This is a genomic window from Aliiroseovarius lamellibrachiae (assembly GCF_018599245.1).
In the GTDB taxonomy this organism is placed as follows: Bacteria; Pseudomonadota; Alphaproteobacteria; order Rhodobacterales; family Rhodobacteraceae; genus Aliiroseovarius; species Aliiroseovarius lamellibrachiae.
Genome location: NZ_JAHEVJ010000001.1, coordinates 293,574 through 319,163 on the forward strand (window position 1 = coordinate 293,574; position 25,590 = coordinate 319,163).

Here is a 25,590-nt window from a genome sequence, read left to right on the forward strand (position 1 = left end):
GGTTAACAGGGCGTAAAGCTTCCATAAAACTTGACCTATCTTTCGGATAGGTGGCCCGCTTCACTAGAAAACTAGAAAACTAGAAAACTAGAAAACTAGAAAACTAGAAAACTAGAAAACTAGAAAACTAGAAAACTAGAAAACTAGAAAACTAGAAAACTAGAAAACTAGAAAACTAGTTTTCTAGTATTTTCTTCACAGGAAACGATTGGGACATGTTTTCTCTTTCGGGCAAAAGAGGCTTTCAAATTGTCAACAATTGGGGTTTGCTAAAGGCTGATCAAAGGAGTCTCCCATGAAAGCGCTTTTACCTGATATCGACCCAGAGGGGATGTTGGAATTTTCGGTGGTGTTCACCGACCGCTCGCTGAACCATATGTCCAAAGCCTTCCAAGGCGTGATGACCGACATCTCGACCACTTTGAAAGAGGTGTATAACGGCGACGCAGTGGCCCTTGTCCCCGGGGGCGGCACCTACGCGATGGAGGCGGTCGCGCGGCAATTTGCGACCGGAAAACGCGTGATGGTGATCCGGAATGGGTTCTTTTCCTTCCGCTGGTCGCAGATCTTTGAAATGGGCGGGATCCCGGCGTCCGAAACCGTGATGAAAGCGCGCCGCGTGGGTAATGCGCCAGACGCGCCCTTTGCCCCTGCGCCAATCGAAGAGGTGGTGGCGCGCATCTACGACGAAAAACCCGATGTGGTCTTTGCGCCCCATGTGGAAACCGCCAGCGGAATGATCCTGCCTGACGATTACATCACGGCGGTGACCGAAGCCGTGCATGCGGTGGGCGGGCTTTTTGTGCTTGATTGCATTGCGTCGGGTTGTGCTTGGGTCGATATGCAGGCCACCGGTGTAGACGTGCTGATCTCCGCGCCACAAAAAGGCTGGTCCGCCAGCCCATCCGCCGGGATTGTGGTGATGAACACCGCCGCGCGTGATATTGCCCTGGCTGCAACCTCCACCTCTTTTGCGGTGGATCTGGGCAAATGGCTAAACATCATGCAGGCCTATGAAAATGGCGGCCATGCCTATCACGCAACCATGCCAACAGATGCGCTCCGGGCGTTTCGCGATACGATGCTTGAAACCAAAACCTACGGGTTTGACAAGCTGCGCGATGCCCAGTGGGAACAGGGCAATCGGGTGCGCGCCTTGCTTGCCGATAAGGGGATTAAATCTGTGGCCGCGCCGGGTTTTGAAGCCCCCGGTGTTGTGGTGGCCTATGCCCCTAGTGAAGAGGTCAAAATGGGCAAGCCTTTTGCGGCAGAAGGCGTGCAAATCGCCGCGGGCGTGCCGCTGATGTGCGACGAAGGTGACGACTATCAATCGTTCCGGCTTGGGTTGTTTGGGCTTGATAAGCTTTACGACGTTGACGCATCGGTTGCACGGTTGGATGCGGTCCTGTCCAAGGTGCTGTAACCTGCCGATACCAACAAAAAAGGCGCGTCCCAATCGGGCGCGCCTTTGTCATTTCAGCAGTGGAAAGGCTAGCCCTTGCCGCCCGCCATCAACACCAACATCACATAAATCACAGCCACCAGCGCCAAAGCTACCATGCCAACGCCGGGCAGGCCCATGGTCAAAAAGCCCCCAAGAAGGCCCACAACGATCAGGACAATAATGCCCCATGCTTTTTTCTCGGCACTTGCTTCAGCAGCTTTTTGTTCTGGGCTCAGTTCAGCGGACATGGCGCGTCTCTCCTCTAAAATCCTGCGCCCTTATGGGTCACAAGGCGTTAAAATGAAAGGCCGACAGGTGGGTTGCGCCAGCATGTCGCATGACACAATCGGCGTGGCGTCCTTTGCCTTTGACGGATCAAGAGGGGCCAAGCCCCGCGCGCATCACCGATTTTCGCACTGGTGCCACATCATGCACCGCTTTTAATCCAAGCAAACGAACGGCTTGCAACGCCCCGTCGCCCGACCGTGTCACCCGGTTAAACAGATCAATCACCCGTGCGCGCCGGGCAATGTCGGACCCTCGCGCTTTGTCATAGGCGGCCATCATCGTTGCGCTGCCCAAGGTCGCCGGGGCGCGTTCGGCAAGGTCCAACAAGGCAATCACATCATTCAGCGAAGTGTTCAGCCCCTGTGCGCCAATTGGCGGCAAAGCATGTGCCGCCTCGGCCACCACCGCCACGCGACCGGCCGACAAATGATCTGCGGTTTGGGTGATGATCGGCCAGACCGACCGGTTCCCCTCCAGATGCATACGTCCCAACAAACCGGTAGAGCGTTGATACATCACCTCTTCAAACTCTGGCACCGGCATCGCCATCAGCTCCACCGCGCGCGGCCCTTTGTTCATCCAGACAATCGCCGAGGCATGCTTGCCGTCCATATCGGGCAAGGGGACAATGGTGAACGGGCCACCCTCGTTGTAAATCTCGGTTGAGATATTGTCGTGCGGCGCATCATGCGTGACCGTGAAGGCCAGCGATTTTTGACCGTAGCGCGTGGTGGTGACATCAATGCCGACGGCTTCGCGCAAAGGCGAGAATTTTCCGTCCGCCGCAATCCCCATCCGCGCACGCACCGTGTCGCCATTCTCAAGCCCCACGATGATCTCTTCTGATCGGCTGACGATGGATTTAAACCCGGTGCCGTAAAGTGCTGTGATCTTGGGTTGCTCTTGCAAATATCCCCACAGCTCGCGCCGCACGACCCAATTCATCAGGTTCCAGCCAAAGGGCTCATGGTTCACATCGCTGCTCATATCCGCTGACTGAAAGACCCGCCGGTCGCGCACCTCTGGTGGCCAGCCGGTGGTGTCGATCACCGCCAATTTGTCCAGCGGTTTGGCGTGCGGGGCCAGCACATCCCACAACCCGATGCGGTCAAACAGCCCGCGCGCCGGCTGCAAAAACGCGGTGGAGCGCAGGTCGGATTTCTCTTCCCCTGCGGATGTGACCGGCACAAAAGGATCCACCATCACAACCGAAAATCCGGCGGCCGCGAAGGCGCAGGCCGTGACCTGACCCGCGATGCCGCCGCCTGAGATAAAGATATCCGCCTGATGACGTGTCATGGCGTGGCCTTTCAGCTGTTGACCAACCGGGCCAGAAACCCGGTCAGGTCGTCGGTGTGATGATGAATATGATCGGTGGGCACTGTGCTGGGCAGGGCTTCGGGCGCGACATGGACGGTGCGCATTCCAAGGGCGTGAGGCACGGCGAGATTGCGCGGATCATCCTCAAACATCGCGGCGCGTTTGGGGCTTAACCCATCACGCGTAAAGACGGTGTCAAAGGCGGCGCGGTCTGGTTTCGGGTGAAAATCCGCGTGCTCCACACCGTAAATTGCATCAAAAAGCCCCGACAGACCGCGCGCGGCCAGCACCTGTTCGGCATAGGGCGCGGTGCCATTGGTGTAGACAATGCAGCGCCCCGGCAGGGCCTGGATATGACGGGCAAGTTCCGGATCTGGGGTCAGGCTGTCGAAGGAAATGTCATGCACATCGTGCAGATAGGGGGCGGGATCCACGTCATGCAAGCGCATCAAGCCGGCAAGCGTCGTGCCATGCTCGCGCCAGTATGTGCTGCGCAACCGGTTGGCTTCGGGCTGATCAACCCCCAACTCGCGCATCACCCAATTGGTCATCCGCACCTCAATCTGGTCAAACAGACGCGCGGCGGGCGGGTAAAGCGTGTTGTCCAGGTCAAAAACCCAGTCGGACACATGTGTGAAATGATCAGCAACCATGGCGCAAATCTAGCCCTTGTGTGCGCCGGGGAAAAGGCGTGAATTTGCGGGATGCCGGATCTGCGACGAGATGTGGCGTCTTGGGGGTTTGCTTTGCCCGCATGAGCGTGCATTAATCAGGGAAATTTTTGGTCAGGAGGGGCCGGTGACAGACGTGAAGACAGGGCAGAAAGATGCCTATGAGTTGATCCTCGAAGCGATCGACATCGGACTTTACAAACCGGGTGACCGCTTGGTGGAAAGCGAACTCGCGGAGCGATTTGGCGTGTCACGCACCCCTATTCGCGAAGCGTTGCAACGGCTTGAAACGCAGTCGCTGTTGGCACGCGACGGGCGAAGCCTGATTGTGGCCTCTCTGGATCATAACCAATTGGCCGAACTATATGTGGTCCGGGCGGAACTGGAAGGGCTGGCCGCATCTTTGGCCGCCCAACATGCCGCCCCAGAAGAGATCCGCGTTTTGCGCGAAATGGTTGAAGACGATCGGCAGCGTTTGGATGATCCTGCCGCTTTGGCTCGGTCCAACCGGCGGTTCCATAAGCAACTGCATTTGGCCTCGCACAACCGCTATCTGGTGCAGCAACTTGACCTTGTCCACCGGACCATGGCGCTGCTTGCGACCACGTCTCTGGCGGCCGAAGGGCGCAGCGAAAAGGCGGTTGGGGAACATGACGCAATTGTCTCTGCGCTTGAGGCACGGGACCGTGACGGCGCACATGCGGCCTTGAAAACTCATATTTCCACGGCGTTTGAGACGCGGCTTAAACTCGATAGCGGGTCTGACGCGGCGGGGTAATGCCGCCGTCATCCTCTTTCAATCCCAAAGTGGTGATCGGCCCCGCGGCCAGGGTGTCATATTTCCCATGCTGGGTTTTGTCCCAATAAAAGGGCTTGGTCACAATCTCTACAAACCCTTTTAATGCGGCGGCTGAGGCAAGTGGATAATAAAGATGCAGGGTCGGGACCCACACCCGTAACCAGCGATGTTTGGCCCCGCTGACGGCCTGAATGCCAATGGTGATGGTCAAAAGCTCTGCTGCCACAAATGTTGTCCCCAATAAGATCAGCAACCCGTCTGGCATCACCCCGCGTAAAGGGTGCGGCAACCCCAGGGGAAACGCCCAGAATGTCCACAGCAGTGGCGCAAGTAACACACCGGACAAAGATCCGAGGAACAGGATCTGAAAACCGATAAATTTTCGCCAGCCAAGATCCGCAAGCAATTGTCGCGGTTGACGCATATGCACGCCGTAGGTCATCGCATAGCCCTTGATCCAGCGCGAGCGTTGCTTGATCCAAGGCCAGGCGCGGCAGTTGGCCTCTTCTTCGGTGACGGTATCCACCAACTCGGTTCGATAGCCATGGCGCGCCAAGCGCATGCCCAAATCAGCGTCTTCGGTCACATTATGCGCGTCCCAGCCACCCAATTCCTCTAACGCATGACGCCTGAAGAAAAGTGTGGTGCCGCCCAGCGGTATGGCAAATCCCATTTTTTCAATGCCGGGCAAAATCAACCGCCACCAGCTTGCATATTCAACGGTAAAACAACGGCTTAGCCAGTTGGTGCGCGCGTTGTAAAAATCCAGCTTCCCTTGCAGACAGGCCACATCCGGCCCGCGCTCAGCAAAGCGTTGGGTGATTTTCAAGATCTGATCAGCGGCGGGTGCATCCTCGGCGTCATAAACTCCAATGATCGAGCCACGGCAGAAATCCAATGCAAAATTCAACGCGCGCGGTTTGGTTTTTACAATTCCGCGCGGCACAATGACTTGGCGCATCCACCGGGGCAATCGCACCCTGCCAAGGGTGTTTTGGGTGAGGATATCATCTTCTTCAACGACCAGGCAGATTTCCAACAACTCACGAGGATAATCAATAGATTCCAGCCGCTTAACCAAACGACCCGCGATCTCACGCTCTTTGTAAAGCGGCACCATGATCGACACCATTGGAAGGCGCGCGGTTTCGTTTTCCTGCGTCGGTGGGGGGGCGTCAATCGAGGTTTTTCGCCCCTCTTTCCAATACAGATAAGACGCAATGACCTTCAGCCCCGTGTTCATCACCAAGGTGAAAACCGCCCATCCCACCAGCAACGAGAACCCGGCCAAGGTCGAATAGAAAAACAAAGCGGAAAGACCAAGGATCAGCGTCAGCGCATAGCGCAACACGTTTTTCGAATTCCACCCTCGGCAACTTTCATGCCCGGCAACGCGGTTTTCGGCCCGTTGTGTCAGGGTGCGATGGCGCATTGCGACCAGCCGGTCAAGAATGTCTTCTTCCGGTGCGATGGCCAGAAACGTGCGACCCCAGTGGGCGGGAAACTCATGCTGAAGTGTCGTAAATTCGTCCGGGCGCGAGCAGATGATCACCGTCCCGGCGCCGACCTGTTTCCAGGGAACCACCCGATTTCGAATGCAAAAATCAGCCCCGACATCGTCGATCAATCGTGCATCCGGCGGCTGTCTGCGCAGGTCAGCAATAGCACAGTTGAACTGACGGGCAAGGGCGGCATAAAGGTCCGCTTTACGGACAAACCCATGCGCCAACAGGATATCACCCAGGCGAACATCGCGCTTTTTCTGAAGGGTTGTTGCAATGGTCAGGTGGTCCGGCGAAAGCGCGCCCATTTCCATCAGCACCTGCCCCAGTTGCTTGCGAGGAGGGGGCGGCACGCGCGTCTGTTCATCCGCCGCATGAGAGGCGGATGAAGCGGTGTCAGATTGAACAAGGCGAAGATGCGCTGCGGACATGAGAGATATGAAAGCCGGTTGTGACGTCGAGACCGGTCCAAAATGCCCCCGAAACCATTAACGCATGGTTAACCTACCCAAAAATAGCGAGTTGATCTGGCATTAACCTAAAACGGCCCGCGCGGTGGGGGACGCACGGGCCGAATACTGATCTTAAGCTGGACTTACTTGCGCGCGTCCATCGCCTCGGCAAACCGCTCAAACAGGTAATAGCTGTCCATCGGGCCGGGGCTGGCCTCTGGGTGGTACTGCACTGAAAACACCGGGCGATTTTCCATTTTGATGCCACAGTTTGATCCGTCAAACAGGGACACATGGGTTTCTACCACACCTGCGGGCAAGGTCTGTGCATCCACTGCAAACCCGTGGTTCATCGAGGTGATTTCAACTTTGCCGGTGTCATTGTCTTTCACCGGGTGGTTGGCGCCGTGATGGCCGTGGTTCATTTTGATGGTGTTGGCGCCCAACGCCAATGCGAGCATTTGGTGGCCCAAACAAATCCCAAACACGGGCAAGTCGGCCGCGAGGATCTCTTTGATCATCGGCACCGCATATTCACCCGTGGCCGCGGGGTCGCCGGGGCCGTTGGAGAGGAACACGCCGTCAGGATTATGGGCCAGAACTTCGGCTGCGGTCGCGGTGGCGGGCAACACCGTCACCTCACAGCCAGCCGATGCAAGACAGCGCAGGATGTTGCGTTTGGCACCAAAATCGAGCGCGACAACCTTGTGGCGTGGGGCGGTTTGGGTTGGATACCCATCAGGCCAGGCCCACCGCATTTCATTCCAGTTGTAGGATTGCGCGCAGGTGACCTCTTTGGCCAGGTCCAAACCTTCAAGCCCGGAAAAGGCGCGGGCTTGGGCAACCAAGGCTTCCACGTCAAAGTTGCCCTCTGGGTCGTGGGCGATGGCCACATGCGGCGCGCCTTGTTGGCGGATCGCACGGGTCAGGCGGCGAGTGTCAATGCCGCCCATGCCAATCCGGCCCCGTTTGGTCAGCCATGTGGTCAGCTCGTCTGTTGCGCGCCAGTTTGATGGATCGGTTGGGTCCCATTTCACCACCATGCCCGCGGCCACAGGGTCGCCGGTTTCGTCATCTTCGGGTGTCACACCCGTGTTGCCGATATGGGGAAAGGTGAAGGTCACAACCTGGCCCGCATAGCTGGGGTCGGTCATGATTTCCTGATAACCGGTCATGGCGGTGTTAAAACACAGCTCAGCCGTTGTGGTTCCGGTGGCGCCGAAGCCCACCCCGTAAAAGACGGTGCCATCCGCAAGGGCAAGGCAGGCAGTGGGGGTAGCGGTTTCTAGGTGGGGGGCAGCAGACATTTTTCCGACTCCGGTGGGCCAAATTTGCGCGAAACTAAGGGCCACAGGCGGCTGGGTCAAGGGGGGTGATGCGGCAGGGCGCAGAATAAGATAAAATGGCTTATTCCCTTATTTCAAAGGCTTAGCTTGGAAAATCCGCTGTTGAATGAAATGGTGGTTTTCGATACATTCGGGCTTCGGACCCAAAAAGGACCCAAAAGGACATGGACATGCGTGCCCGTATCAATGACGCCCTGAAAACGGCGATGAGAAACAAAGACGCCGTGCGGCTGTCGACCCTGCGTTTGATCAATGCTGCGATCAAGGATCGTGACATTGCGTTGCGTGGAACCGATGAAGAGGGAGAGACCTCGGACACGGATATTCTGGCGATCCTTGGTAAGATGGTCAAACAACGCCAGGAAAGCGCGCGCGCCTATGAAGAAGGCGGCCGGCTTGAGCTTGCGGAAAAGGAGTTGGGTGAGATTACCATCATCGAAGATTTCCTGCCCAAACAGCTGACGGCGGAGGAAACCCAAGCCGCTGTGGATGCCGCCATTGCCTCGGTTGGGGCGGACAGTATCCGCGACATGGGCAAAGTCATGGGCGAGCTGAAAGGCAAATACACCGGCCAGATGGATTTTGGCCGCGTCGGGCCAATGGTAAAGGACCGTTTGGGCTAACTTCCCAAGGGTTATGCTTTCAATTTGGAAGCAATCAGATAGAAAAAACGCGCCCCAGATTTTCGGGCGCGTTTTTTATTGGAGAATTAGATGTCCAAACGATCCCTCTTCCTGCCGGTTTTCGCCCCGGCCCTTTTCCTTTTCGCCTGCACAGAACAGGTGGTCGAGCAGCCCGTACAGCCCAGTGGCGAGCTGTTTCATTTCTATGCCGAGGGGCTCGGCAGCCGCGCAAGCTATCGCTGTATCTCTGGCCCCTCTTACCCAGATACAAAATCCCGTGCCGAAGCGGCGCATGCTGTGTTTATGTCTGCGCTACAAGACACCCTTGGCCGCGAAGTGACGACAGGCCCCATCGCAACCGCAGCCCAGATGAAAGAGGTCGGACAGTCCGTCGCGCCCCAACTTGGCAAAGCATATCGTTGTGTGATGGTTGCGCAGTAGTTGCCCCGCGGTACGCCCTGTTGAGAGACCTCAAACCAGAGGGGGATGCGGAATGGGGCAATGACGCGGCTAGGAATGTGATTTCGAATCCCTGAGCGTCTGCAACAGGTCCCTATAAAGAACGGGGCGTTCGTCTTCGGAAAGAAACGCCCCGATCTCAACCTCACGCCCACCCCCCTTTAACGTGATGTAATCCGGCACTGGCCCCCCGGTCTTGTGACACTCAACCGTGACCCAATAGGGGTTGGCCTGCCACTCAGAATGCGCGCCGCGTGGCCCGTCGCGCGTGAGCGTGATGCGATCAGAGGTCAGGATCAACACCTCAAGGATTTCGCCGTCTTTGTACGACCGTTCAATAAAATACCAAACCAATCCCAATGTCCCCAACAAGATCGGCAGAAACAGCCACAGGATCACATGGCCGATAAAAGCAAACAGCGGCACCGCCAATCCACACGCAAGCAGCCCCATCAACCAGACAAAGCCGCGCCGTGGCAGGGATCGATAAGGCCACAGGTGCAACTCGGCCTTGGCCCCCTTTGACTTGTCTGTTGTGATCCACTCATACGGCATCCGCGCGCCCTTTTCCTCTTTCCAAAAATATCCCGGGGTGAGACCGCAGGTCGAGGGGCAGCGCCCCTCCTTTCAGGATCCCAATATTTAACACCCCCAAAAGAAAAGGCCCGGGGGGTGCCCGGGCCTTTCAATATCTAACTCACCTTAGTGCGAGTGGCCCTTATCCCACTCTTCCTGCTTTGGCAGGGTTTCAAAGGTGTGCTCTGGCGGTGGGGATGGAAGGGTCCATTCCAATGTATCCGCATATTCGTTCCAGTAATTGTTCTCGGTCACGCGTTTGCCGCGCGTGAGGGTGTAGAACACCACGCCGATGAAGAACACAAACGAAGCAAACGAGATGAACGCGCCGTAAGAGCTGATCTTGTTCCAATACGCAAAGGCTTCTGGATAGTCGATGTAACGACGTGGCATGCCCTGACGACCCAAGAAGTGTTGTGGGAAGAAGGTCAGGTTCACACCGACAAAGAAGGCCCAGAAATGAAGCTTGCCCGCCCACTCAGGATACTGACGACCCGACATCTTACCGATCCAGAAATAGATCCCGGCAAAGATACACATCACCGCACCAATCGACATCACATAGTGAAAGTGCGCCACAACATAATAAGTGTCGTGATACACACGGTCCACACCAGCCTGCGACAGCACAACGCCGGTCACGCCGCCAATGGTGAAGAGCCACAAGAAACCGAAAGCAAAGAGCATCGGGGTTTTGAACTCTACCGAACCGCCCCAGATCGTTGCAATCCATGAAAAGATCTTAACGCCCGTGGGCACCGCAATGACCATCGTCGCCAGCATAAAGTAAGACTGCTGGGTCAGCGACATGCCAACGGTGTACATGTGGTGCGCCCACACAACAAAGCCGATCACACCAATGGCGATCAAGGCCCAGACCATTGGCAGATACCCAAAGATCGGTTTGCGGCTGAAGGTGCCGATGACATGTGAAATCAGACCAAAACCGGGCAGGATCACGATGTACACTTCCGGGTGGCCAAAGAACCACAGGATGTGTTGGTAAAGGATCGGATCGCCGCCGCCTGACGGGTCAAAGAAGGTCCCGCCAAAGTTACGGTCAATCAGCAACATGGTGATCGCGCCAGCCAGAACAGGCAGCGACAGAAGGATCAACCAACCGGTGATAAAGACCGACCAGGCAAACAATGGCACCTTAAAGAGCGTCATGCCAGGGGCACGCATGTTCAGGAAGGTGGTGATGATGTTGATCGCCCCCAGGATCGAGGACGCCCCCGAGACGTGTACCGCGAAAATCGCCAGATCGGTCGAATACCCGCCTTCGGTGGTCGACAGCGGTGGATAAAGCACCCAGCCAATACCAGACCCAAGTTGGTCATTGCCACCGGGCGACAGCATAGAGGCCACGCCAAGCGCAACACCCGTGGCATACAGCCAGAACGACAGGTTGTTCAAACGTGGGAACGCCATATCCGGCGCACCGATCTGAAGCGGCATGAAATAGTTGCCAAACCCGCCAAACAGCGCCGGAATAACAACAAAGAACATCATCAGAACGCCGTGATAGGTGATCATCACGTTCCAAAGATGCCCGTTCGGGGTACACTCAGCAGAGGCATCTGCGATAAAGCGCGCGCCTTCAAGGCACATATACTGAACACCGGGATCCATAAGCTCCATACGCATGTACACGGTGAAGCTGACCGAAATCAGACCCGTGAGACCTGCGAGGAACAGGTAAAGGATGCCGATATCCTTGTGGTTGGTGGACATGAACCAACGCGTGAAAAATCCGCGTTCGTCGTGGTGATCATGGCCCTGAATGGCTGCGTCCGCCATAGATACCTCCCTTTGGGATTAAACATTATAGACAAAGAGTCACTTCGCCCGATTTTTAACGTGTTTAGTATGGGAAGGGGGTCTGGCGCAACGGCGTGTTGCATATGAGGCATGAAAAAAATGCGCCCCGGTCAGGTATTTACCTGCCGGGGCGACATGTCGCAGCGTTCAAAAGACGCAAATGCTTAGTTGGACGCGGCCGAATCAGCTTCTGCAGCGGGTGCTTCGTCTGCTGGCATCTCCATGGCCGGTGCCACGCTTGCCAGATAGGCGATGATGTTTTCAGGCTTTTTCCACTTGAAGGTCATCTTCGTCTTGGCTTTGCCATCCCCCAATTGCTCTTTCAGGAAGCCTTTGGGGTCTTTGACGTAGGTTTCCAGCAGCTCGACGGTCCAAACGGCGCCGGTTTCACCCAGAGCCGCGATTGAAGCCCCATATTTAAAGCCTTCATAGCTCGCAATTGGGCGCCCAACGATACCGTAAAGGTTCGGGCCGGTTTTTCCGCCTTTAAAGATCACGTCGCCGTCAGGGTTTGCGATTGTGTGACAGGCTTTACATTTTTTGAAGTCTTTTTCGCCTTTGGCGGCGTCACCTTCGGCATGGGCCGCACCAACCAGTGCAAAAAGAAGAGCGGCGGACGTAAGAACTTTTTTCATCATTGACCTCATGTTTGACAAAGACACGCAACAGGGCGTGGCATTCCATATTCACGAGGGAACTTGCTATAAAACGCGCGAAATGAAAAGGGGCCTACCTGTGACGAATTGTACGGGCAGGAAATGGCCGAACCGCTAATACTCAGTTAACGGTGAACGGGATTTGATGACTGACGGATGATGTTTCGCGATGGATCCCAGTTGTTTGCGGCACGGATCTGGATGCCACTGAAAACAGTGAAAAACATGCAGAAGACCTTGGCGCTGGTTGCGCGCCCGGATGCGACCCGGGCAACGCTTACGACGCAAAAAAGGCGTGCAGGTAGGGGGCGGGGATCTCGGGATTGTGAGTTTTATCAGCGGCGAGGGGGCAGTTGCTTTGCCCTGTCGCAGCTGGCGGGCCTATGGCTGGGCCTCTCTGGGCGCCGCGACCCGCCGATACGACTGTCTTTGGCGATTCTATCCCAAAGGCAGGTTTCGACAGGGTCGCTTATCCAAACACATCCTCAAAACACCGTTTCAACGCCACATCTACATCATCCATCGTGACGGGCAGACCCAGATCCACAAGGCTGGTGACACCGTGGTCGGTGATGCCGCACGGGACGATGCCAGAGAAATGCTCCAGATCCGGTTCGACATTGATCGAGATACCGTGAAAGCTGATCCATTTCCTGAGCCGCACACCAATGGCGGCGATTTTATCTTCGGATTTCACCCCCATTGCGGTCATCGGCTTGTCGTCGCGCACAACCCAGACCCCAACACGTCCGTCCCGTTTTTCGCCGGTCACGTTAAACTCGGCCAATGTCTTGATGACCCAATCCTCAAGCGAGGCGACAAATTTGCGCACGTCACGCCCGCGTGCGCCCACATCAAGCATCACATAGGCGACCCGTTGCCCCGGACCGTGATAGGTGTATTGCCCACCGCGTTTCGACGGGTAAACCGGAAAGCGATCCGGCGCGACCAGATCTTTGGCGTCCGCGGAGGTGCCTGCCGTATATAAAGGGGGGTGCTCCAACAGCCAGATCATCTCGCCCGCCTCACCACGCGCCATCGCGTCGGCGTGCGCCTCCATTCGGGCCACGGCGGCCTCGTAATCGACAAGCGTGTCGGCGGTTTCCCAAGTGACTTTAGGGGGGGTGGGCGGCATTTGATCAGGTGCTTTCATACCCCCTCATTTGGCAGCGAACGGGGCGAATGTCAAAAAGCAGAAATAAATCGTGATGCACATGCATTTTGCGCTTCACATCACCGGGGCGCTTCGCTATGTAGCCCCTCACCAAAGCTAGACTTGCGGTCGTGGCGGAATTGGTAGACGCGCAGCGTTGAGGTCGCTGTGAGGTAACACTCGTGTGGGTTCGAGTCCCACCGACCGCACCATAGTTTTATGGTTTCCCCAGCACAACGAATGACAACACGCCCCCCGGCGCTGATCTTTATTGTCAGCTTCTCGTGGCCCGCTATGCTGCGCGGATGACCGATACATCTGACACCGCCTTGCTCACCGATCTTTTTAATGCTGCCATTGCGGCGGCGGATCCAAAACGCGCTTTGGCGCGGCATTTGCCCAAGCCCCCCAAGGGGCGGACCATTGTGATTGGCGCGGGCAAGGGGGCGGCCCAAATGGCGGCGGCGTTTGAAGCCCTGTGGACGGCGCAAGGCAACGGTCCTGTTGAGGGCATCGTTGTCACCCGCTACGGATATGGCGCGATTTGCGATAAGATCCGTGTGTTTGAGGCCGCGCATCCCGTGCCAGATGCCGCAGGGCTTGCCGCCAGCACGGCGCTTTTTGGCTTGGTGCAAAACCTGACCAAAGACGATCTTGTGGTGGCGTTGATCTGCGGCGGTGGGTCGTCCTTGCTGCCCAGTCCACCCAAGGGGCTGACGCTAGAGGATGAACAGGCGCTGAACCAAGCGCTGCTGGCGTCTGGCGCGCCGATTTCTGCGATGAACGCGATCCGCAAGCATGTGTCGGGCATCAAAGGCGGGCGGTTGGCGGCGGCGTGTCATCCGGCCAAAGTGGTCAGCCTGGTGGTGTCTGACGTGCCCGGCGATGACCCGGCGCAGGTTGCCTCTGGCCCCACGGTGCCGGACAACACCACGCAAGCGGATGCCTTGGCCGCGATCAGTGCCTACCGCATTTCCCTTCCTGAAAACTTGATGAAACATATTCGCAATCACGCGGCCCCCGACCCAGAGGATCCGGTCTTTGCAGGCAACGAGGTGCATGTGATCGCCTCGGCCGCTTTGTCGCTTGAGGCGGCGGCCACGCGCGCGCAGATGCTGGGCCTTCCTGCGGTGATCTTGTCGGACGCCATCGAAGGCGAAGCGCGCGACATTGGCCGGATGCATGGGGCGATTGCGCGCGAAGTGGTTGCCAAAGATCGCCCTTTCCCGAAACCTGTGGTGATCCTGTCGGGCGGGGAAACCACGGTGACCTTGCGCGCCAAAGGCCGAGGGGGGCGCAACACGGAGTTTCTGTTGTCGTTTGCGCTGGATATTGACGGCGTTCAAAACATCACGGCGCTGGCTGCGGACACCGATGGGATTGACGGATCCGAAGACAATGCCGGTGCCTTTGCGGATGGGGCCACCGCGTCGCGCATGCGCCTTGCGGGGGGCGATCCTATGGCGCTTTTGTCCGGCAATGATGCGTATACCGCGTTTGAATTGGCGGGGGATTTGTTTGAACCGGGCCCGACTGGGACCAATGTGAATGACTTTCGCGCCATCTTGATCCGCTGACAAAGCGGCCCGGCGCATGTGCACCGGGCAACGTCATTTCTGGGTTGTTCGCTCAGGCGGCAAGCGCATCCACGCCGGCTTCTGCACCGGACAGCCCGTCGGCGCCGGCGGCCCCAATTACCTCGACATCTGTGATGCCCATAAAGGCGAACATATGCTTAAGGTAGGGGGTGGCGAAATCCATGGGGGATCCCACCGGCACACCGCCAGAGGCGAGCAGCACCACAACGCGCTTGCCTTTCAACAGGCCCACGGGACCGTCTTCGGTGTAATGAAAGCTGACGCCCACACGGGCGAGGTGGTCAAGCCATGCATTCAGGGTGGAGGGGATGGTGAAGTTGTAAATCGGCGATGAGATCACGATGGTGTCTGCGGCGTTCACTTCGGCCAACAGCGCGTCTGATAAGGCGAGGGCAGCGTTTTGATCATCTGAACGCGCTTCTGGTGGGGTAAAGGTGGCCCCGGCCCAAACGCCATCCAAATGGGGCAGGCCATCGGCCAGATCGCGGGTGGTGACATTGCCGGTCAGGCGCGCCACGTAACGGTCTGCGAGGCTGCGGGAAATTGAGCCCTCACGGCGGGCGGAGCTGTCGATACGGAGGATGTTGGTCATTTTGGAACCCTTTCGAGGAAACTGGTGTTGAGGGCAACATGAAGCTTTGCAAAAACGAACTCAATCTGAGATAACCAGCATGAAGTGTGCGCAAATGCACAGGGGTTTGGATTTTGCTGCGAAGGACGCCTCACATGGAACATTGGGATGAAATCCGCACCTCGTATTATGTGGTGCGCGAAGGGACCGTCAGTGGTGCGGCCGATGCGCTGGGGGTGCATCATGCCACGGTGATCCGCCATATTGACGCGCTTGAGGCGCGCTTGGGTGTGAAGCTTTTCCAACGTCATGCGCGCGGGTATACGCCCACCGAAGCCGGGGCCGATCTGGCGCGGGTGGCACAAACCACCGATGATCAGTTTTCGCAGCTTGGCGGGCGCCTGAAAGGGCAGGGGGAAAATGTGACCGGCGAATTGGTGGTCACCGCGTTGCCCACCTTTGCCGAACGCATCACGCCGATATTGGCGCAGTTTCAACGCGATCACCCTGACGTGCGCGTACGATTTCTGACCGATGCCCGCGTGTTTCGCTTGGAATACGGCGAGGCGCATGTGGCCCTGCGCGCAGGCGCTGCCCCAGAGGAACCCGACAATGTGGCCCAGCCCTATGTCAGCCTGGATATGGGGCTTTTTGCGTCAACGGATTACATCGCACAATTTGGCATCCCAACGTTAGAGACATTGGATCAACACCGGTTTGTTGGCTTTGCAGACATCCGGTCGCGCGCCCCGTTTATGCAGTGGCTAGAGGCCCATGTGCCGCAATCCGCCATCTGGTTTCGCGCCTCGGATGATCGGTCTATGGCGGCGGCGGTGCGGGGCGGCGTTGGGCTTGGCTTTTTGCCCGTTTGTGACGCCGGGGATTTGAACGAAGTGATGGAGCGGCAGCCGGAATGGGTGGCCAAGACATGGCTTGTGACCCATGTGGATCTGCACCGATCCGCCAAGGTTCAAGCGGCGCTTGCGGCCTTTAAGGGGGCGGCGCAAGGGTGGTGTTCATGCGAAGATGGGGTGAATTTGCCATGACGATGGTGCCCGCGATGACGCGCGATGTGCTGTCGGGCCATTTGGTGATGCTTGCCTTTTCCGCCCTTGTGGCAGGATCCCACGCGCTGGGCGGGGTTGTGGCGGGCGATATGGCGCCGGTGCCATTGATGGCGCTGCGGTTTTTGCTGGGCGCGGCGGTCATTGGCGGCTTGGTCCTGGCGGGGCCGGGGTTTCGCCGGTCGGATTTTGACGCGCCTTGGCGATATGCGCTGACGGGCGGAATTTTTGCGGTCTATTTTGTGCTGATGTTTGAGGCACTGAAAACGGCCCCTCCGGTCAACACGGCGGCGCTGTTTACCTTGGTCCCTGCGGCGACGGCGGTGCTGGGCTGGTTCATCCTGCGCGAACGTAGCTCACGGCGGATGCGTGTGGCGCTGTTTGTCGGCGCAATCGGTGCGCTGTGGGTGGTGTTTCGCGGAAATCTCGCGGCGCTTTTGGCGCTGGATCTGGGTTATGGCGAGGCGATGTATACAATTGGCGTGCTGGCCCATGCGGCCTATATCCCCTTGTTGCAGCGGCTGAACCGGGGCGAAAACGGTTTGGTCTTTACCTTTGGCGTGCTCATGGGCGGCGGGCTTTTGTTGCTTGTCTTGTCGGGTCCCGCGCTTTGGTCCATGGATTGGGCGATGATCCCGACACGGGTCTGGAGTGTGCTTGGGTATCTGGTGGTGTTTTCCACGGCGATCTCATTTTACTGCCTCCAATTTGCGTCCAGTCGCCTGCCGGGGGCCAAGGTCATGGCCTATGGCTATCTGACCCCAAGCTGGGTGATTTTATGGGAGCTGGCTTTGGGGCACGGTGGGCCAAGCCCGATTATTTTGGTCGGTGTGGGGTTCACGGTTTTGGCGTTGGTGATGCTGCTTAAGCAGGAATAGGGGCGCTGCCCCCGCCTACGGCTCCCCCGAGATATTTAAGACAAGAAAAAGATCAGACGTCCGAGAGTTGCACTTCGAGGAATTTTTCAAAATCATCAAGGTTCACCGGTTCAAACTGGCCAAACCCTTGCATCCAGACCGAAGCATCTTTCAGCGCGCCGGGTTCCAGTTTGCACCATTTTACTCGCCCGCGTTTTTCCTGCGAGATCAGCCCGGCGCGGGTTAGGATCGTGAGGTGCTTTGAGATTGCGGCCAGCGACATTTCAAACGGGTGCGCCACATCTGTGACCGCCATGTCATCCTCAAGCAGCATTGTCAGGATCGCCCGACGGGTTGGGTCGGCGAGGGCGGCGAAGGCAAGATCTAGCGCGTGGGCTGCGGCGTTTGTCATGGTTTATGGGTATTGGGGTCCTGCGCAATCGTCAACCAAATGGTTAAACATGCTGGAATCCCGCAAAACGGCCATTTGTGGGCGGTTTGGCCTGTCTGAGAAATGGGTTTCTTTTGGAAGTTCTTTTAAAACAATGGGTTGCGCGGGGTGATGTTGGCGCTAAACAGCGTTGACTCATGTCGTCTTGCCCCTTAGCAAAGGCGCAACTGTTCACATAGGGGTGATCCATGTCTGACGAGCCCGATCCCGAGCGCCTGAAAGCGCTTGAGACACGCCTGAAAAAGGCCAAGGGGATCGAGGATGAGGCACCGGTGAATGACGCGGCCTATAACCAAGCTTCGTTTGCTTGGCAGATGGTCATCGAATTGGTCGCCGGTCTTGGGATCGGTTTTGGTATCGGATTTGGGTTGGACGCTGTCTTTGGCACAAGACCTATTTTCATGGTGCTGTTCATAATGTTGGGGTTTGCGGCGGGCGTGAAAGTCATGCTTGGCACCGCGGCCCAGATGCAAAAGACACCGGAGGCGGCGGGCGCGGACACGGATCCAACCCCAGAGGCGCCTTTGAAAGAGGAAAAGGGTAACACACGTGGCTGATCAAAGCGCAAAACAAGGTTCGGGCGGTATCGCCAAAATCGCATTCTTCGTCGTCTTGGCGATTGTGATGGTGTCGGGTCTGATCTTTGCACCCGAGCATGCAGGTTTGGCCATTCACCCGATGGATCAGTTCCAATTGGCACCATTGTTCGGTGGCGAGCATATTGGCACCTTTACCCCGACCAACCAAACACTGTGGCTGGTTCTGGCGCTTGTCGGCATCGTCCTTTTGATGGTGGTTGGCACCGCAGGCGGAAAAGAAGTGCCCACGCGCACACAATCCGTGGCCGAAATGGCATATGGTTTTGTTTACAAGATGGTTGAGGATGTTGCCGGCAAGGACGCCGTGAAATATTTCCCCGGCATCATGACCTTGTTCATGTTTATCGTGTTCGCCAACTTCTTGGGCCTGATCCCACAAAGCTTTACACCAACCTCGCATATCGCTGTGACCGCGGTGCTTGCGATGACCGTGTTTGTCTTTGTGACCGTGCTGGGATTTGTGAAAAACGGTGCTGGGTTTCTGGGCCTTTTCTGGGTCTCATCCGCACCTTTGGCGCTGCGTCCGATCCTTGCAGTGATCGAGTTGATTTCCTATTTCGTGCGCCCCGTTAGCCATTCCATTCGTTTGGCTGGTAACGTGATGGCAGGCCACGCAGTTATCAAAGTGTTCGCCGGCTTTGCCGCAGCACTGGGCTTGTTCGGGTTCTTCCCGATCCTCGCCATCTCGGCTGTCTATGCACTCGAGGTGCTGGTGGCCTTTATCCAGGCATATGTGTTCACCATCCTGACATGTGTGTACCTGAAAGACGCTCTGCATCCGTCGCACTAAGCAACGGTTGCAGCCCGCTAAACTAACTTATTCAAGAATTCCATCGTAAGGAGAAACATCATGGAACTCGTAGCAGCAGCAGCTCTCGGTAAATTCATCGGCGCAGGCCTGGCCGCAATCGGCTCAGGTGCAGCAGCCATCGGTGTTGGCCACGTTGCAGGCAACTTCCTCGCCGGCGCATTGCGCAACCCTTCGGCAGCCGCCGCACAAACCGCGACCCTGTTCATCGGCATCGCGTTTGCAGAAGCTTTGGGGATCTTCTCGTTCCTCGTTGCTCTGCTGTTGATGTTCGCTGTCTAAGACCTGAACCATCCTTACGAAGGGGTGGATCTTTGTTGATCCGCCCCATCTAATCCGGTTCCAGGAGACAAGACATGTCGAGTACCACACAGACCACGGAAGCTGCACAAGAGGCGGCGCTTCACGCAATCGACGCCCATGGTGCGGCCGAAGCCGCGGGCATGCCACAGCTGGACTTTTCCACGTTTGCAAACCAGATCTTCTGGCTTGTGGTGACGCTGGTCGTGATCTTTTTCGTGCTGTCCAAGATTGCATTGCCCCGTATCGAGGCGATCCTTCAGGCACGTCAAACCCGGATCACCAACTATTTGTCCACCGCTGAGGACATGAAGCAAAAAGCCGTTGAGGCCGAAGCCGCATATAATCAAGCGCTGGCAGACGCCCGCACCGAGGCCAATAAAATCGTGGCCGAAGCGCGTGCTGAAATTCAGGCTGAGGTGGATGCCGCCGCTGCCAAAGCAGATGCAGAGATTTCCGCAAAGGCCGCCGAAAGCGAAGCCGCAATTGCTGAAATCCGCGCAGGTGCTGTCGACAGTGTGAAAGCTGTGGCCAAAGATGCCGCCAAGGAAATCCTTGGTGCCATGGGTCACAAGGCTGACGCCAAAACCGTTACTGCGGCTGTGACCGCACGGATGAAAGGGTAAGAACATGATGAAACGCGTTCTCGCCCCCATCGCTTTGATCGTTGCACAACCGGCCTTTGCGGCTGGTGGTGGGTTGGATCTGTCAAACACCAACCTGGTTGTTTGGCTGGCCTTCCTGCTGTTTGTAACGTTCCTGGGCTATATGGGCGTCCACAAATTGCTGGGGGGCAAGCTCGATGAGCGTGCCGACGGCATCAAGTCCGAAATCGAAGATGCCCGGATGTTGGCCGAAGAGGCTAAAGAAGTTCTGGCGACTTACGAGCGTAAGCAGAAAGAAGTAGCGGATCAGGCCGGGCGCATTGTTGCCCATGCCAAAGAAGAAGCTGCCAATGCTGCTGAGCTGGCCAAAGAAGATCTGAAAGCCTCGATTGCGCGCCGTCTGGCCGCCGCCGAAGATCAGATTGTCTCAGCTCAAACCGCCGCCATTAAGGAAGTGCGCGACAGCGCAGTGACCGTGGCTGTGGGCGCTGCCCGTGACGTGATCGCCAAACAGATGACAGCCGCCGACGGCAATTCGCTGATCGACGCCGCCATCAAAGATGTCGAAGCCAAGCTTCACTAAGCATTCTGCAGATCATGATTTTAACCCCGGCCAGACCTGTTCTGGCCGGGGTTTTCTTTGGCTTGGTTGACATATTCCCAAAATGGAATATATACGTTTCACCACACCAAGGAGACACCCCATGAACGCCCAACGCGCCACTATGTCCATCGCCGGAGTTTTCATTCTGCTCAGCTTGCTGCTGGGACATTTGACCGGCCAAATCAACCTCGCACAAGCAAGCTGGTCCTGGCTGACCGCCTTTGTCGGCTTGAATCTGTTTCAATCCGGCCTGTCCGGGTTTTGCCCTTTGACCCGGATCCTGACCCGCCTTGGATTGCGCGCCGCGTGACGCGCGCGCCGCTATTTTTCCTGCTCGTGCTCTAGTCGCAGGCGGGCGACCTCTTCGTTGCGCTCGGCACGGCGAAAATCGCTGTAGGATTGGGTAACATAATCCATATGCGCCTCGACCGCTGCCCGGGCGCGGGCCGGGTCGCGGGCCTGAATGCCGTCATTGATTTCGCGGTGTTGTTGCAACAGATCCGCGCGCGTATTGTACATCTGCAAGATGACCTTTCGGTTGTACAAGACACCGCGCTTGAGCAGATCATACATCGCGCGCATCACATGCACGATCATCACATTGTGGCTGGCTTCCACGATGGCAGAATGGAAATCCGCATCCAGATCGGCGCCTTTGCCGGCGGGGGCGGCTTCCATTTTCTTAAAGATGCTGTCGATGACTTTCAGGTCGGTGTCTGACGCCATGCGCGCGGCACGCTCCACCGCCAAGCCTTCAAGATCGCGGCGAAAATCAATATAGTCATAAACCGCCTCGTCATGGCGCGAAAGCAATCCGGTAAGGGCTGGGGAAAACGAACTGTCCAATCGGTCCGAGACGAAAATCCCAGACCCGGCTTTGGTTTCCAAAAGCCCCGTTTCCTGAAGCTCTGACACCGCTTCGCGCAGGGACGGGCGCGACACGCCCATCCGGTCTGACAAATCGCGTTCCGACGGCAACCGTTCACCGGGGCGCAACACGCCACGCAAAATCAAAAGCTCAATCTGTTCCACCACAGATTTCGACAGCTTCCCGGCATTGATCTTCTGAAACGGCATCCTGCCTCCTTTGTAACTGGTCAAAAGATATGACCACAGGGGGGCGGCAAGCTCAAGCCCTGAGGAGGGAATGTTGGCGAATGGGGCGGTCGTGTGAAACGAGTTTGGCTTTGTGTCTGCGGGGTCCCCCGAGTTGACGCGATTTTGCATCGTGAGGTTAAGGGCGACCATCGTCAACGAAATGTGATGGGGAAATGTGATGGGGAAATGCGATGGGAAAGCCCCTTAGCTGCGGGGGCCGGATCCGTTGGGAAAGGGGTTTCGATCTGGGCTTTGCCGGACAAAGGCGCACGCCCCGATGGGCAAGGGCCTCCGCTCGACGTCTGCCTGTCGCGCGATATCAAACAAAAAAGGCCGGGCGCAATCTGCGACCCGGCCGTTCTGTGCTCATCAACACCTGATGTTAGTTGTAAGGGCGAATGATGATTTCGACCCGACGGTTTTGCTGACGGCCGGTGGCGTTCAGGTTTGACGCAATGGGGCTGTCTTCGCCGCGGCCAATGGTGATCACACGCGAGCTGGGCACGCCATTTGCAAACAGAACCTGTGCCACAGAATTGGCGCGATCACGCGACAGCGACAGGTTGTAATCGGCGCCGCCCACGTTATCGGTGTGACCAATCACTTCGACGGTCGAATTGGGATAGTTCAACAGGTTGCGCGACAACGCCCCCAGATCACCGCGAAGGCCGCCATTCACAACAGAGCTACCAGAGGCAAACAGGATGTCTTGTGGCATGGTCACAACCAGCGCTTCGCCGGTGTTGACGATTTGCACCTGATCATTGCCAATGGATTGCTCCAGCTCGCGCGCTTGCTTGTCAAGCTCGCTGCCAATCGCACCGCCAATACCGGCGCCGATCGCAGCCCCAACAGCGGCACGCCCCAATTTGTTGCCATTGCCAGTGACGGCGCCAAGGATGCCGCCAATCGCGGCCCCGGTAACGACCCCATTTTTGGTGCGTGGGCCCAGTTCGCCGGTTGGCGAGGTGCAGGCTGTGGTGGTCAGCACCGCAATTGTGCTGAGAAGAATAAGGGGTTTAGCGTGAAACATTTCTGCCGCTCCTGAAAATGTTAGGGTTATGCGTTCAACTCGCGCATTTCTAACATGATGCCCCTTTGTTATCGAATAACAAGGGGGAGAATGCGCGACAGATCGCCTGTGTAGAGAAGGTGACGTTGGGGGAGGGGGAACCGCTGATGTAGTCGCGCCGAACGCTCAACCAGAGGTCGCGTTGGACGCCATGTCAGACGCGCGCGCTGCCGGTGCGGTGCTTTCCAGATCTGCGGTTTCCCACGCCAAAAGTGCGCGTTTCACCGGAAGGCCCCAGTGATAGCCCCCCAAGGCGCCCGATTTGCGCAGGGCACGGTGGCAGGGAATCATCCAGCTGACCGGATTGCGCCCAACGGCGGTGCCCACGGCGCGCACGGCGCGTGGTTTACCAATCACCTCCGCGATATCGCCATAAGTGGTCACATGGCCCGACGGGATCGTCAAAAGCGCCTCCCACACTTTGATCTGCAACGGGGACCCGATCAGATGCAGCGGCGTCTTGCCCGTTTCACCCGGTTCCATGTCATAGGCGGCCAGCACCCAGGGCTGAAGAAACATCGGATCCTCGACGAAATTGGCATTTGGCCAGCGCGAGATCAGATCCTGAAACGCCAGTTCCGGCCCGGTTTCCTCAGCAAACCCAATGCCGCATATGCCCTTTTCGGTGCCCATCACCAAAGACGGCCCAAACGGGCTGTCAAACCAGCCCCAAAAAATGGTCAGCCCCGCGCCGCGCTTGGCGTAATCTCCGGGGCTCATCGCTTCCCACCGCAAGAACAGATCATGCAGACGCCCCTGACCGGACAGCCCCACCGAATGGGTGGTGGCCAGGGTCGAAAACCGCTCGCGCAGCAGGGTTTTGGCGTGGCCCAAGGTGAGGAACTGTTGATAGCGTTTCGGCGAGACCCCAACGAATTTTGAAAACACCCGTTGGAAATGCGCAGGCGACAGCCCGATGCGCGCGGCAAGCTCGTCCAGCGACAAGTTTCCTTCGGCGGCATCAATCTCTTTGATCGCACGACCGATGATTTGGTAATGATAGCTTTCGTCCGCGTTGGTCATCTTGGCTCTCCTGTTGGGGTCAGTTTGCCGCAATCCATGCGCCGGTGCGACCCGATTGTTGCGCCTTTTGTTGCCATATGGACCCGCCCCTTGGATGCGGCCACTTTGCACCTTGTCTGGCGCGGGGCGGGCGGGCATATCATGCGCCATGGGAAAAATGCCAAAACAGATGAGCTATCACGACATCCGCGAGGTGTTTCGCCGGTTTCACGAAGCCGAGCCTGAGCCGAAAGGCGAGCTGGATCACACCAATGTCTACACGCTGGTGGTCGCCGTGGCCCTGTCCGCACAAGCGACAGACGTTGGCGTGAACAAAGCCACCAAAGATCTGTTTCCCATCGCCGACACCCCGCAAAAGATGCTGGATCTGGGCGAAGAGGGCCTTATCGAGCACATCAAAACCATCGGGCTTTACCGGCAAAAGGCCAAGAATGTCATCAAGCTCAGCCAAATTCTGGTGGATGAATTCGGCGGCGAGGTGCCATCCTCGCGCGCGGCCCTTGAAAGCCTGCCCGGCGTGGGGCGCAAAACCGCCAATGTTGTTTTGAACATGTGGTGGAACGTGCCGACTCAAGCGGTCGACACCCATATTTTCCGCATCGGCAATCGCACCGGCATTGCGCCCGGCAAAGATGTCGTTGCGGTCGAACGCGCGGTCGAGGATCACATCCCGGCCGAATATCTGCAACACGCGCATCACTGGCTGATCCTGCACGGACGCTATGTGTGCAAGGCGCGCAAACCTGTTTGCGGCAATTGTCTGATCCGTGACATCTGCCCGTTTGAGGATAAAAACCTATGAAAAAATATGATGTTGTCGGGATCGGCAATGCGGTTGTGGATGTTCTGACCACGGCGGATGACAGCTTTCTGGAGCTGATGGGCATTGAAAAAGGCATTATGCAGCTGGTGGAACGCGACCGGGCCGAGGTGCTTTACGGCGCGATGGATGATCGCAAACAGGCGGCGGGCGGATCGGTGGCCAACACCATCGCGGGCGTCGGCAATCTGGGGCTTTCAACCGGATTTGTGGGCCGTGTGCATGATGACGCGCTGGGGCGCTTTTACGCAGAAGCGATGGAAATGGACGGCACGCGGTTTGTGAACGCGCCGGTGCCGGGCGGCGAATTGCCCACCTCACGCTCGATGATTTTCGTCTCGCCGGATGGCGAGCGGTCGATGAACACCTATCTGGGCATCTCGGCCGAGCTTGGGCCAGAGGACGTGGATCTGGACGTGGCGGCCAATGCCAAGATTGTTTTTCTCGAAGGGTATCTCTTTGACAAAGACAAAGGCAAAGAGGCCTTCACCACCATGGCGCGCGCCTGCCGGGCGGCCGGTGGGCAGGCGGGGATTGCGATTTCTGACCCGTTCTGTGTGGAACGTCACCGCGATGATTTTCTGGCGCTGATCAAAGATGAGCTGGATTATGTGATCGGCAATGAGGCCGAGATTAAATCGCTGTGGCAAACCGAGGATCTGGAAGAGGCGCTGGTCAAAACGGCACAGATTTGCCCGCTGTTTGCCTGCACCCTATCAGGTGACGGCGTGACCATCGTGTCCGGCGAGACCCGGGTGAGCGTGGGGGTTGAACGCATTGTGCCGGTGGATGCCACCGGCGCGGGCGACGGTTTTGCGGCGGGCTTTCTGTACGGGTTGGCCACCGGGGCCGATCTGAAAACCTGCGGCGAAATGGGCTGTTTGGTGGCGGGCGAAGTGATCCGCCACATTGGCCCACGCGCGGGTCGTGACCTGAAGGCGCTTTTGCAGGAAAACGGATTGTTGGGCTGATCTGACAGTTCAACGTACAAAAAAAACGGGCCGTCCTGC

At 57.4% G+C, this 25,590-nt stretch carries 29 protein-coding genes and 1 tRNA gene; 16 read left to right on the top strand and 14 right to left on the bottom strand.

Annotated elements, in window-relative coordinates:
- Positions 1–295: 295 nt before the first annotated feature.
- Entirely contained in the window at positions 296–1,423 is a 1,128-nt protein-coding gene (locus KKW20_RS01470) for an aminotransferase class V-fold PLP-dependent enzyme (protein WP_214565457.1), read from the top strand.
- A 68-nt stretch (positions 1,424–1,491) separates the two neighbouring features.
- Here KKW20_RS01470 and KKW20_RS01475 read toward each other — a convergent pair whose 3' ends face one another.
- The 3 genes from KKW20_RS01475 to KKW20_RS01485 form a co-directional block, all read right to left on the bottom strand.
- A complete protein-coding gene (locus tag KKW20_RS01475; RefSeq protein WP_214565458.1) occupies positions 1,492–1,692 on the bottom strand; it encodes a hypothetical protein in 201 nt (66 codons plus the stop codon).
- Positions 1,693–1,819: 127 nt separating this feature from the next.
- A complete protein-coding gene (locus KKW20_RS01480; protein WP_214565459.1) occupies positions 1,820–3,031 on the bottom strand; it encodes an FAD-dependent monooxygenase in 1,212 nt (403 codons plus the stop codon).
- An 11-nt stretch (positions 3,032–3,042) separates the two neighbouring features.
- A complete protein-coding gene (locus KKW20_RS01485; RefSeq protein WP_214565460.1) occupies positions 3,043–3,705 on the bottom strand; it encodes a pyrimidine 5'-nucleotidase in 663 nt (220 codons plus the stop codon).
- Between the two features lie 154 nt (positions 3,706–3,859).
- On the opposite strand from KKW20_RS01485, the gene KKW20_RS01490 reads away from it, so the two are divergent.
- Positions 3,860–4,501: a GntR family transcriptional regulator gene (locus KKW20_RS01490; RefSeq protein WP_425514251.1), complete on the top strand. Its 642-nt coding sequence runs from the start codon at positions 3,860–3,862 to the stop codon at positions 4,499–4,501.
- Here KKW20_RS01490 and KKW20_RS01495 read toward each other — a convergent pair.
- The gene (locus KKW20_RS01495; protein WP_214565463.1) at positions 4,467–6,455 is read right to left on the bottom strand and encodes a glycosyltransferase family 2 protein; all 1,989 of its coding nucleotides are present in this window, start codon (positions 6,453–6,455) and stop codon (positions 4,467–4,469) included. The two genes, KKW20_RS01490 and KKW20_RS01495, sit on opposite strands and share 35 nt — an antisense overlap.
- Before the next feature lie 164 nt (positions 6,456–6,619).
- The gene (carA, locus tag KKW20_RS01500) at positions 6,620–7,783 is read right to left on the bottom strand and encodes a glutamine-hydrolyzing carbamoyl-phosphate synthase small subunit (protein WP_214565465.1); all 1,164 of its coding nucleotides are present in this window, start codon (positions 7,781–7,783) and stop codon (positions 6,620–6,622) included.
- A gap of 203 nt (positions 7,784–7,986) precedes the next feature.
- Between carA and KKW20_RS01505 the strand changes: the two genes are divergently transcribed.
- Both KKW20_RS01505 and KKW20_RS01510 read left to right on the top strand, forming a co-directional pair.
- Positions 7,987–8,445 (top strand): GatB/YqeY domain-containing protein, encoded by a 459-nt coding sequence (locus KKW20_RS01505; protein WP_214565467.1) that lies wholly within the window; start codon positions 7,987–7,989, stop codon positions 8,443–8,445.
- A 90-nt stretch (positions 8,446–8,535) separates the two neighbouring features.
- Positions 8,536–8,886 (top strand): hypothetical protein, encoded by a 351-nt coding sequence (locus KKW20_RS01510; protein ID WP_214565469.1) that lies wholly within the window; start codon positions 8,536–8,538, stop codon positions 8,884–8,886.
- A gap of 69 nt (positions 8,887–8,955) precedes the next feature.
- Here KKW20_RS01510 and KKW20_RS01515 read toward each other — a convergent pair whose 3' ends face one another.
- The 4 genes from KKW20_RS01515 to lipB all read right to left on the bottom strand — a co-directional run bounded on the left by KKW20_RS01515 (position 8,956) and on the right by lipB (position 13,110).
- A complete protein-coding gene (locus KKW20_RS01515) occupies positions 8,956–9,459 on the bottom strand; it encodes a DUF2244 domain-containing protein (protein ID WP_214565471.1) in 504 nt (167 codons plus the stop codon).
- 147 nt (positions 9,460–9,606) lie between these two features.
- Entirely contained in the window at positions 9,607–11,280 is a 1,674-nt protein-coding gene (locus KKW20_RS01520; protein WP_214565473.1) for a cytochrome c oxidase subunit I, read from the bottom strand.
- 185 nt (positions 11,281–11,465) lie between these two features.
- On the bottom strand, positions 11,466–11,936 hold the full coding sequence (locus KKW20_RS01525; RefSeq protein WP_214565475.1) for a c-type cytochrome: 471 nt from the start codon (positions 11,934–11,936) through the stop codon (positions 11,466–11,468).
- A gap of 490 nt (positions 11,937–12,426) precedes the next feature.
- Entirely contained in the window at positions 12,427–13,110 is a 684-nt protein-coding gene (gene lipB / locus KKW20_RS01530) for a lipoyl(octanoyl) transferase LipB (RefSeq protein ID WP_246534385.1), read from the bottom strand.
- 125 nt (positions 13,111–13,235) lie between these two features.
- Here lipB and KKW20_RS01535 point away from each other — a divergent pair.
- A tRNA-Leu gene (locus tag KKW20_RS01535) sits at positions 13,236–13,322 on the top strand.
- 93 nt (positions 13,323–13,415) lie between these two features.
- Positions 13,416–14,687 carry a glycerate kinase type-2 family protein gene (locus KKW20_RS01540; protein WP_214565477.1) on the top strand — a complete coding sequence of 424 codons (1,272 nt, stop codon included), beginning with the start codon at positions 13,416–13,418 and terminating at the stop codon, positions 14,685–14,687.
- A 52-nt stretch (positions 14,688–14,739) separates the two neighbouring features.
- On the opposite strand, the gene KKW20_RS01545 is transcribed toward KKW20_RS01540, so the two are convergent.
- Positions 14,740–15,300: an FMN-dependent NADH-azoreductase gene (locus tag KKW20_RS01545; RefSeq protein WP_214565479.1), complete on the bottom strand. Its 561-nt coding sequence runs from the start codon at positions 15,298–15,300 to the stop codon at positions 14,740–14,742.
- Positions 15,301–15,434: 134 nt separating this feature from the next.
- Here KKW20_RS01545 and KKW20_RS01550 point away from each other — a divergent pair, with 134 nt between their 5' ends.
- Both KKW20_RS01550 and KKW20_RS01555 read left to right on the top strand, forming a co-directional pair.
- Positions 15,435–16,325 carry a LysR family transcriptional regulator gene (locus tag KKW20_RS01550; RefSeq protein ID WP_214565481.1) on the top strand — a complete coding sequence of 297 codons (891 nt, stop codon included), beginning with the start codon at positions 15,435–15,437 and terminating at the stop codon, positions 16,323–16,325.
- Positions 16,298–17,221, top strand: a complete 924-nt coding sequence (locus tag KKW20_RS01555) for a DMT family transporter (RefSeq protein WP_246534386.1) — start codon at positions 16,298–16,300, stop codon at positions 17,219–17,221. Before KKW20_RS01550 ends, KKW20_RS01555 begins: the two co-directional genes overlap by 28 nt.
- Positions 17,222–17,273: 52 nt before the next feature.
- On the opposite strand, the gene KKW20_RS01560 is transcribed toward KKW20_RS01555, so the two are convergent.
- Positions 17,274–17,612 carry an ArsR/SmtB family transcription factor gene (locus KKW20_RS01560; protein WP_214565483.1) on the bottom strand — a complete coding sequence of 113 codons (339 nt, stop codon included), beginning with the start codon at positions 17,610–17,612 and terminating at the stop codon, positions 17,274–17,276.
- A gap of 227 nt (positions 17,613–17,839) precedes the next feature.
- Between KKW20_RS01560 and KKW20_RS01565 the strand changes: the two genes are divergently transcribed.
- The 6 genes from KKW20_RS01565 to KKW20_RS01590 all read left to right on the top strand — a co-directional run bounded on the left by KKW20_RS01565 (position 17,840) and on the right by KKW20_RS01590 (position 20,877).
- A complete protein-coding gene (locus KKW20_RS01565; protein ID WP_214565485.1) occupies positions 17,840–18,208 on the top strand; it encodes an AtpZ/AtpI family protein in 369 nt (122 codons plus the stop codon).
- Positions 18,209–18,275: 67 nt separating this feature from the next.
- On the top strand, positions 18,276–19,040 hold the full coding sequence (locus KKW20_RS01570; protein ID WP_246534421.1) for a F0F1 ATP synthase subunit A: 765 nt from the start codon (positions 18,276–18,278) through the stop codon (positions 19,038–19,040).
- A gap of 60 nt (positions 19,041–19,100) precedes the next feature.
- A complete protein-coding gene (locus KKW20_RS01575; protein ID WP_039017421.1) occupies positions 19,101–19,340 on the top strand; it encodes a F0F1 ATP synthase subunit C in 240 nt (79 codons plus the stop codon).
- Positions 19,341–19,414: 74 nt separating this feature from the next.
- Positions 19,415–19,984, top strand: coding sequence for a F0F1 ATP synthase subunit B' (locus KKW20_RS01580; RefSeq protein WP_214565487.1), 570 nt, complete (start codon positions 19,415–19,417; stop codon positions 19,982–19,984).
- Positions 19,985–19,991: 7 nt separating this feature from the next.
- Positions 19,992–20,546, top strand: a complete 555-nt coding sequence (locus KKW20_RS01585) for a F0F1 ATP synthase subunit B family protein (RefSeq protein WP_214566034.1) — start codon at positions 19,992–19,994, stop codon at positions 20,544–20,546.
- A 121-nt stretch (positions 20,547–20,667) separates the two neighbouring features.
- On the top strand, positions 20,668–20,877 hold the full coding sequence (locus tag KKW20_RS01590) for a YgaP family membrane protein (protein WP_214565489.1): 210 nt from the start codon (positions 20,668–20,670) through the stop codon (positions 20,875–20,877).
- An 11-nt stretch (positions 20,878–20,888) separates the two neighbouring features.
- Here the strand turns inward: KKW20_RS01590 and KKW20_RS01595 are convergent, their stop codons facing one another.
- The 3 genes from KKW20_RS01595 to KKW20_RS01605 form a co-directional block, all read right to left on the bottom strand.
- On the bottom strand, positions 20,889–21,644 hold the full coding sequence (locus KKW20_RS01595; RefSeq protein WP_214565491.1) for a FadR/GntR family transcriptional regulator: 756 nt from the start codon (positions 21,642–21,644) through the stop codon (positions 20,889–20,891).
- A 403-nt stretch (positions 21,645–22,047) separates the two neighbouring features.
- Entirely contained in the window at positions 22,048–22,698 is a 651-nt protein-coding gene (locus tag KKW20_RS01600; protein ID WP_214565493.1) for a YiaD family glycine zipper/OmpA-like lipoprotein, read from the bottom strand.
- A gap of 165 nt (positions 22,699–22,863) precedes the next feature.
- A complete protein-coding gene (locus tag KKW20_RS01605; protein ID WP_214565495.1) occupies positions 22,864–23,760 on the bottom strand; it encodes a bifunctional helix-turn-helix domain-containing protein/methylated-DNA--[protein]-cysteine S-methyltransferase in 897 nt (298 codons plus the stop codon).
- A gap of 157 nt (positions 23,761–23,917) precedes the next feature.
- On the opposite strand from KKW20_RS01605, the gene nth reads away from it, so the two are divergent.
- A complete protein-coding gene (nth, locus tag KKW20_RS01610; RefSeq protein ID WP_214566035.1) occupies positions 23,918–24,562 on the top strand; it encodes an endonuclease III in 645 nt (214 codons plus the stop codon).
- The gene (locus KKW20_RS01615) at positions 24,559–25,551 is read left to right on the top strand and encodes an adenosine kinase (RefSeq protein ID WP_214565497.1); all 993 of its coding nucleotides are present in this window, start codon (positions 24,559–24,561) and stop codon (positions 25,549–25,551) included. Before nth ends, KKW20_RS01615 begins: the two co-directional genes overlap by 4 nt.
- Positions 25,552–25,590: the final 39 nt, after the last annotated feature.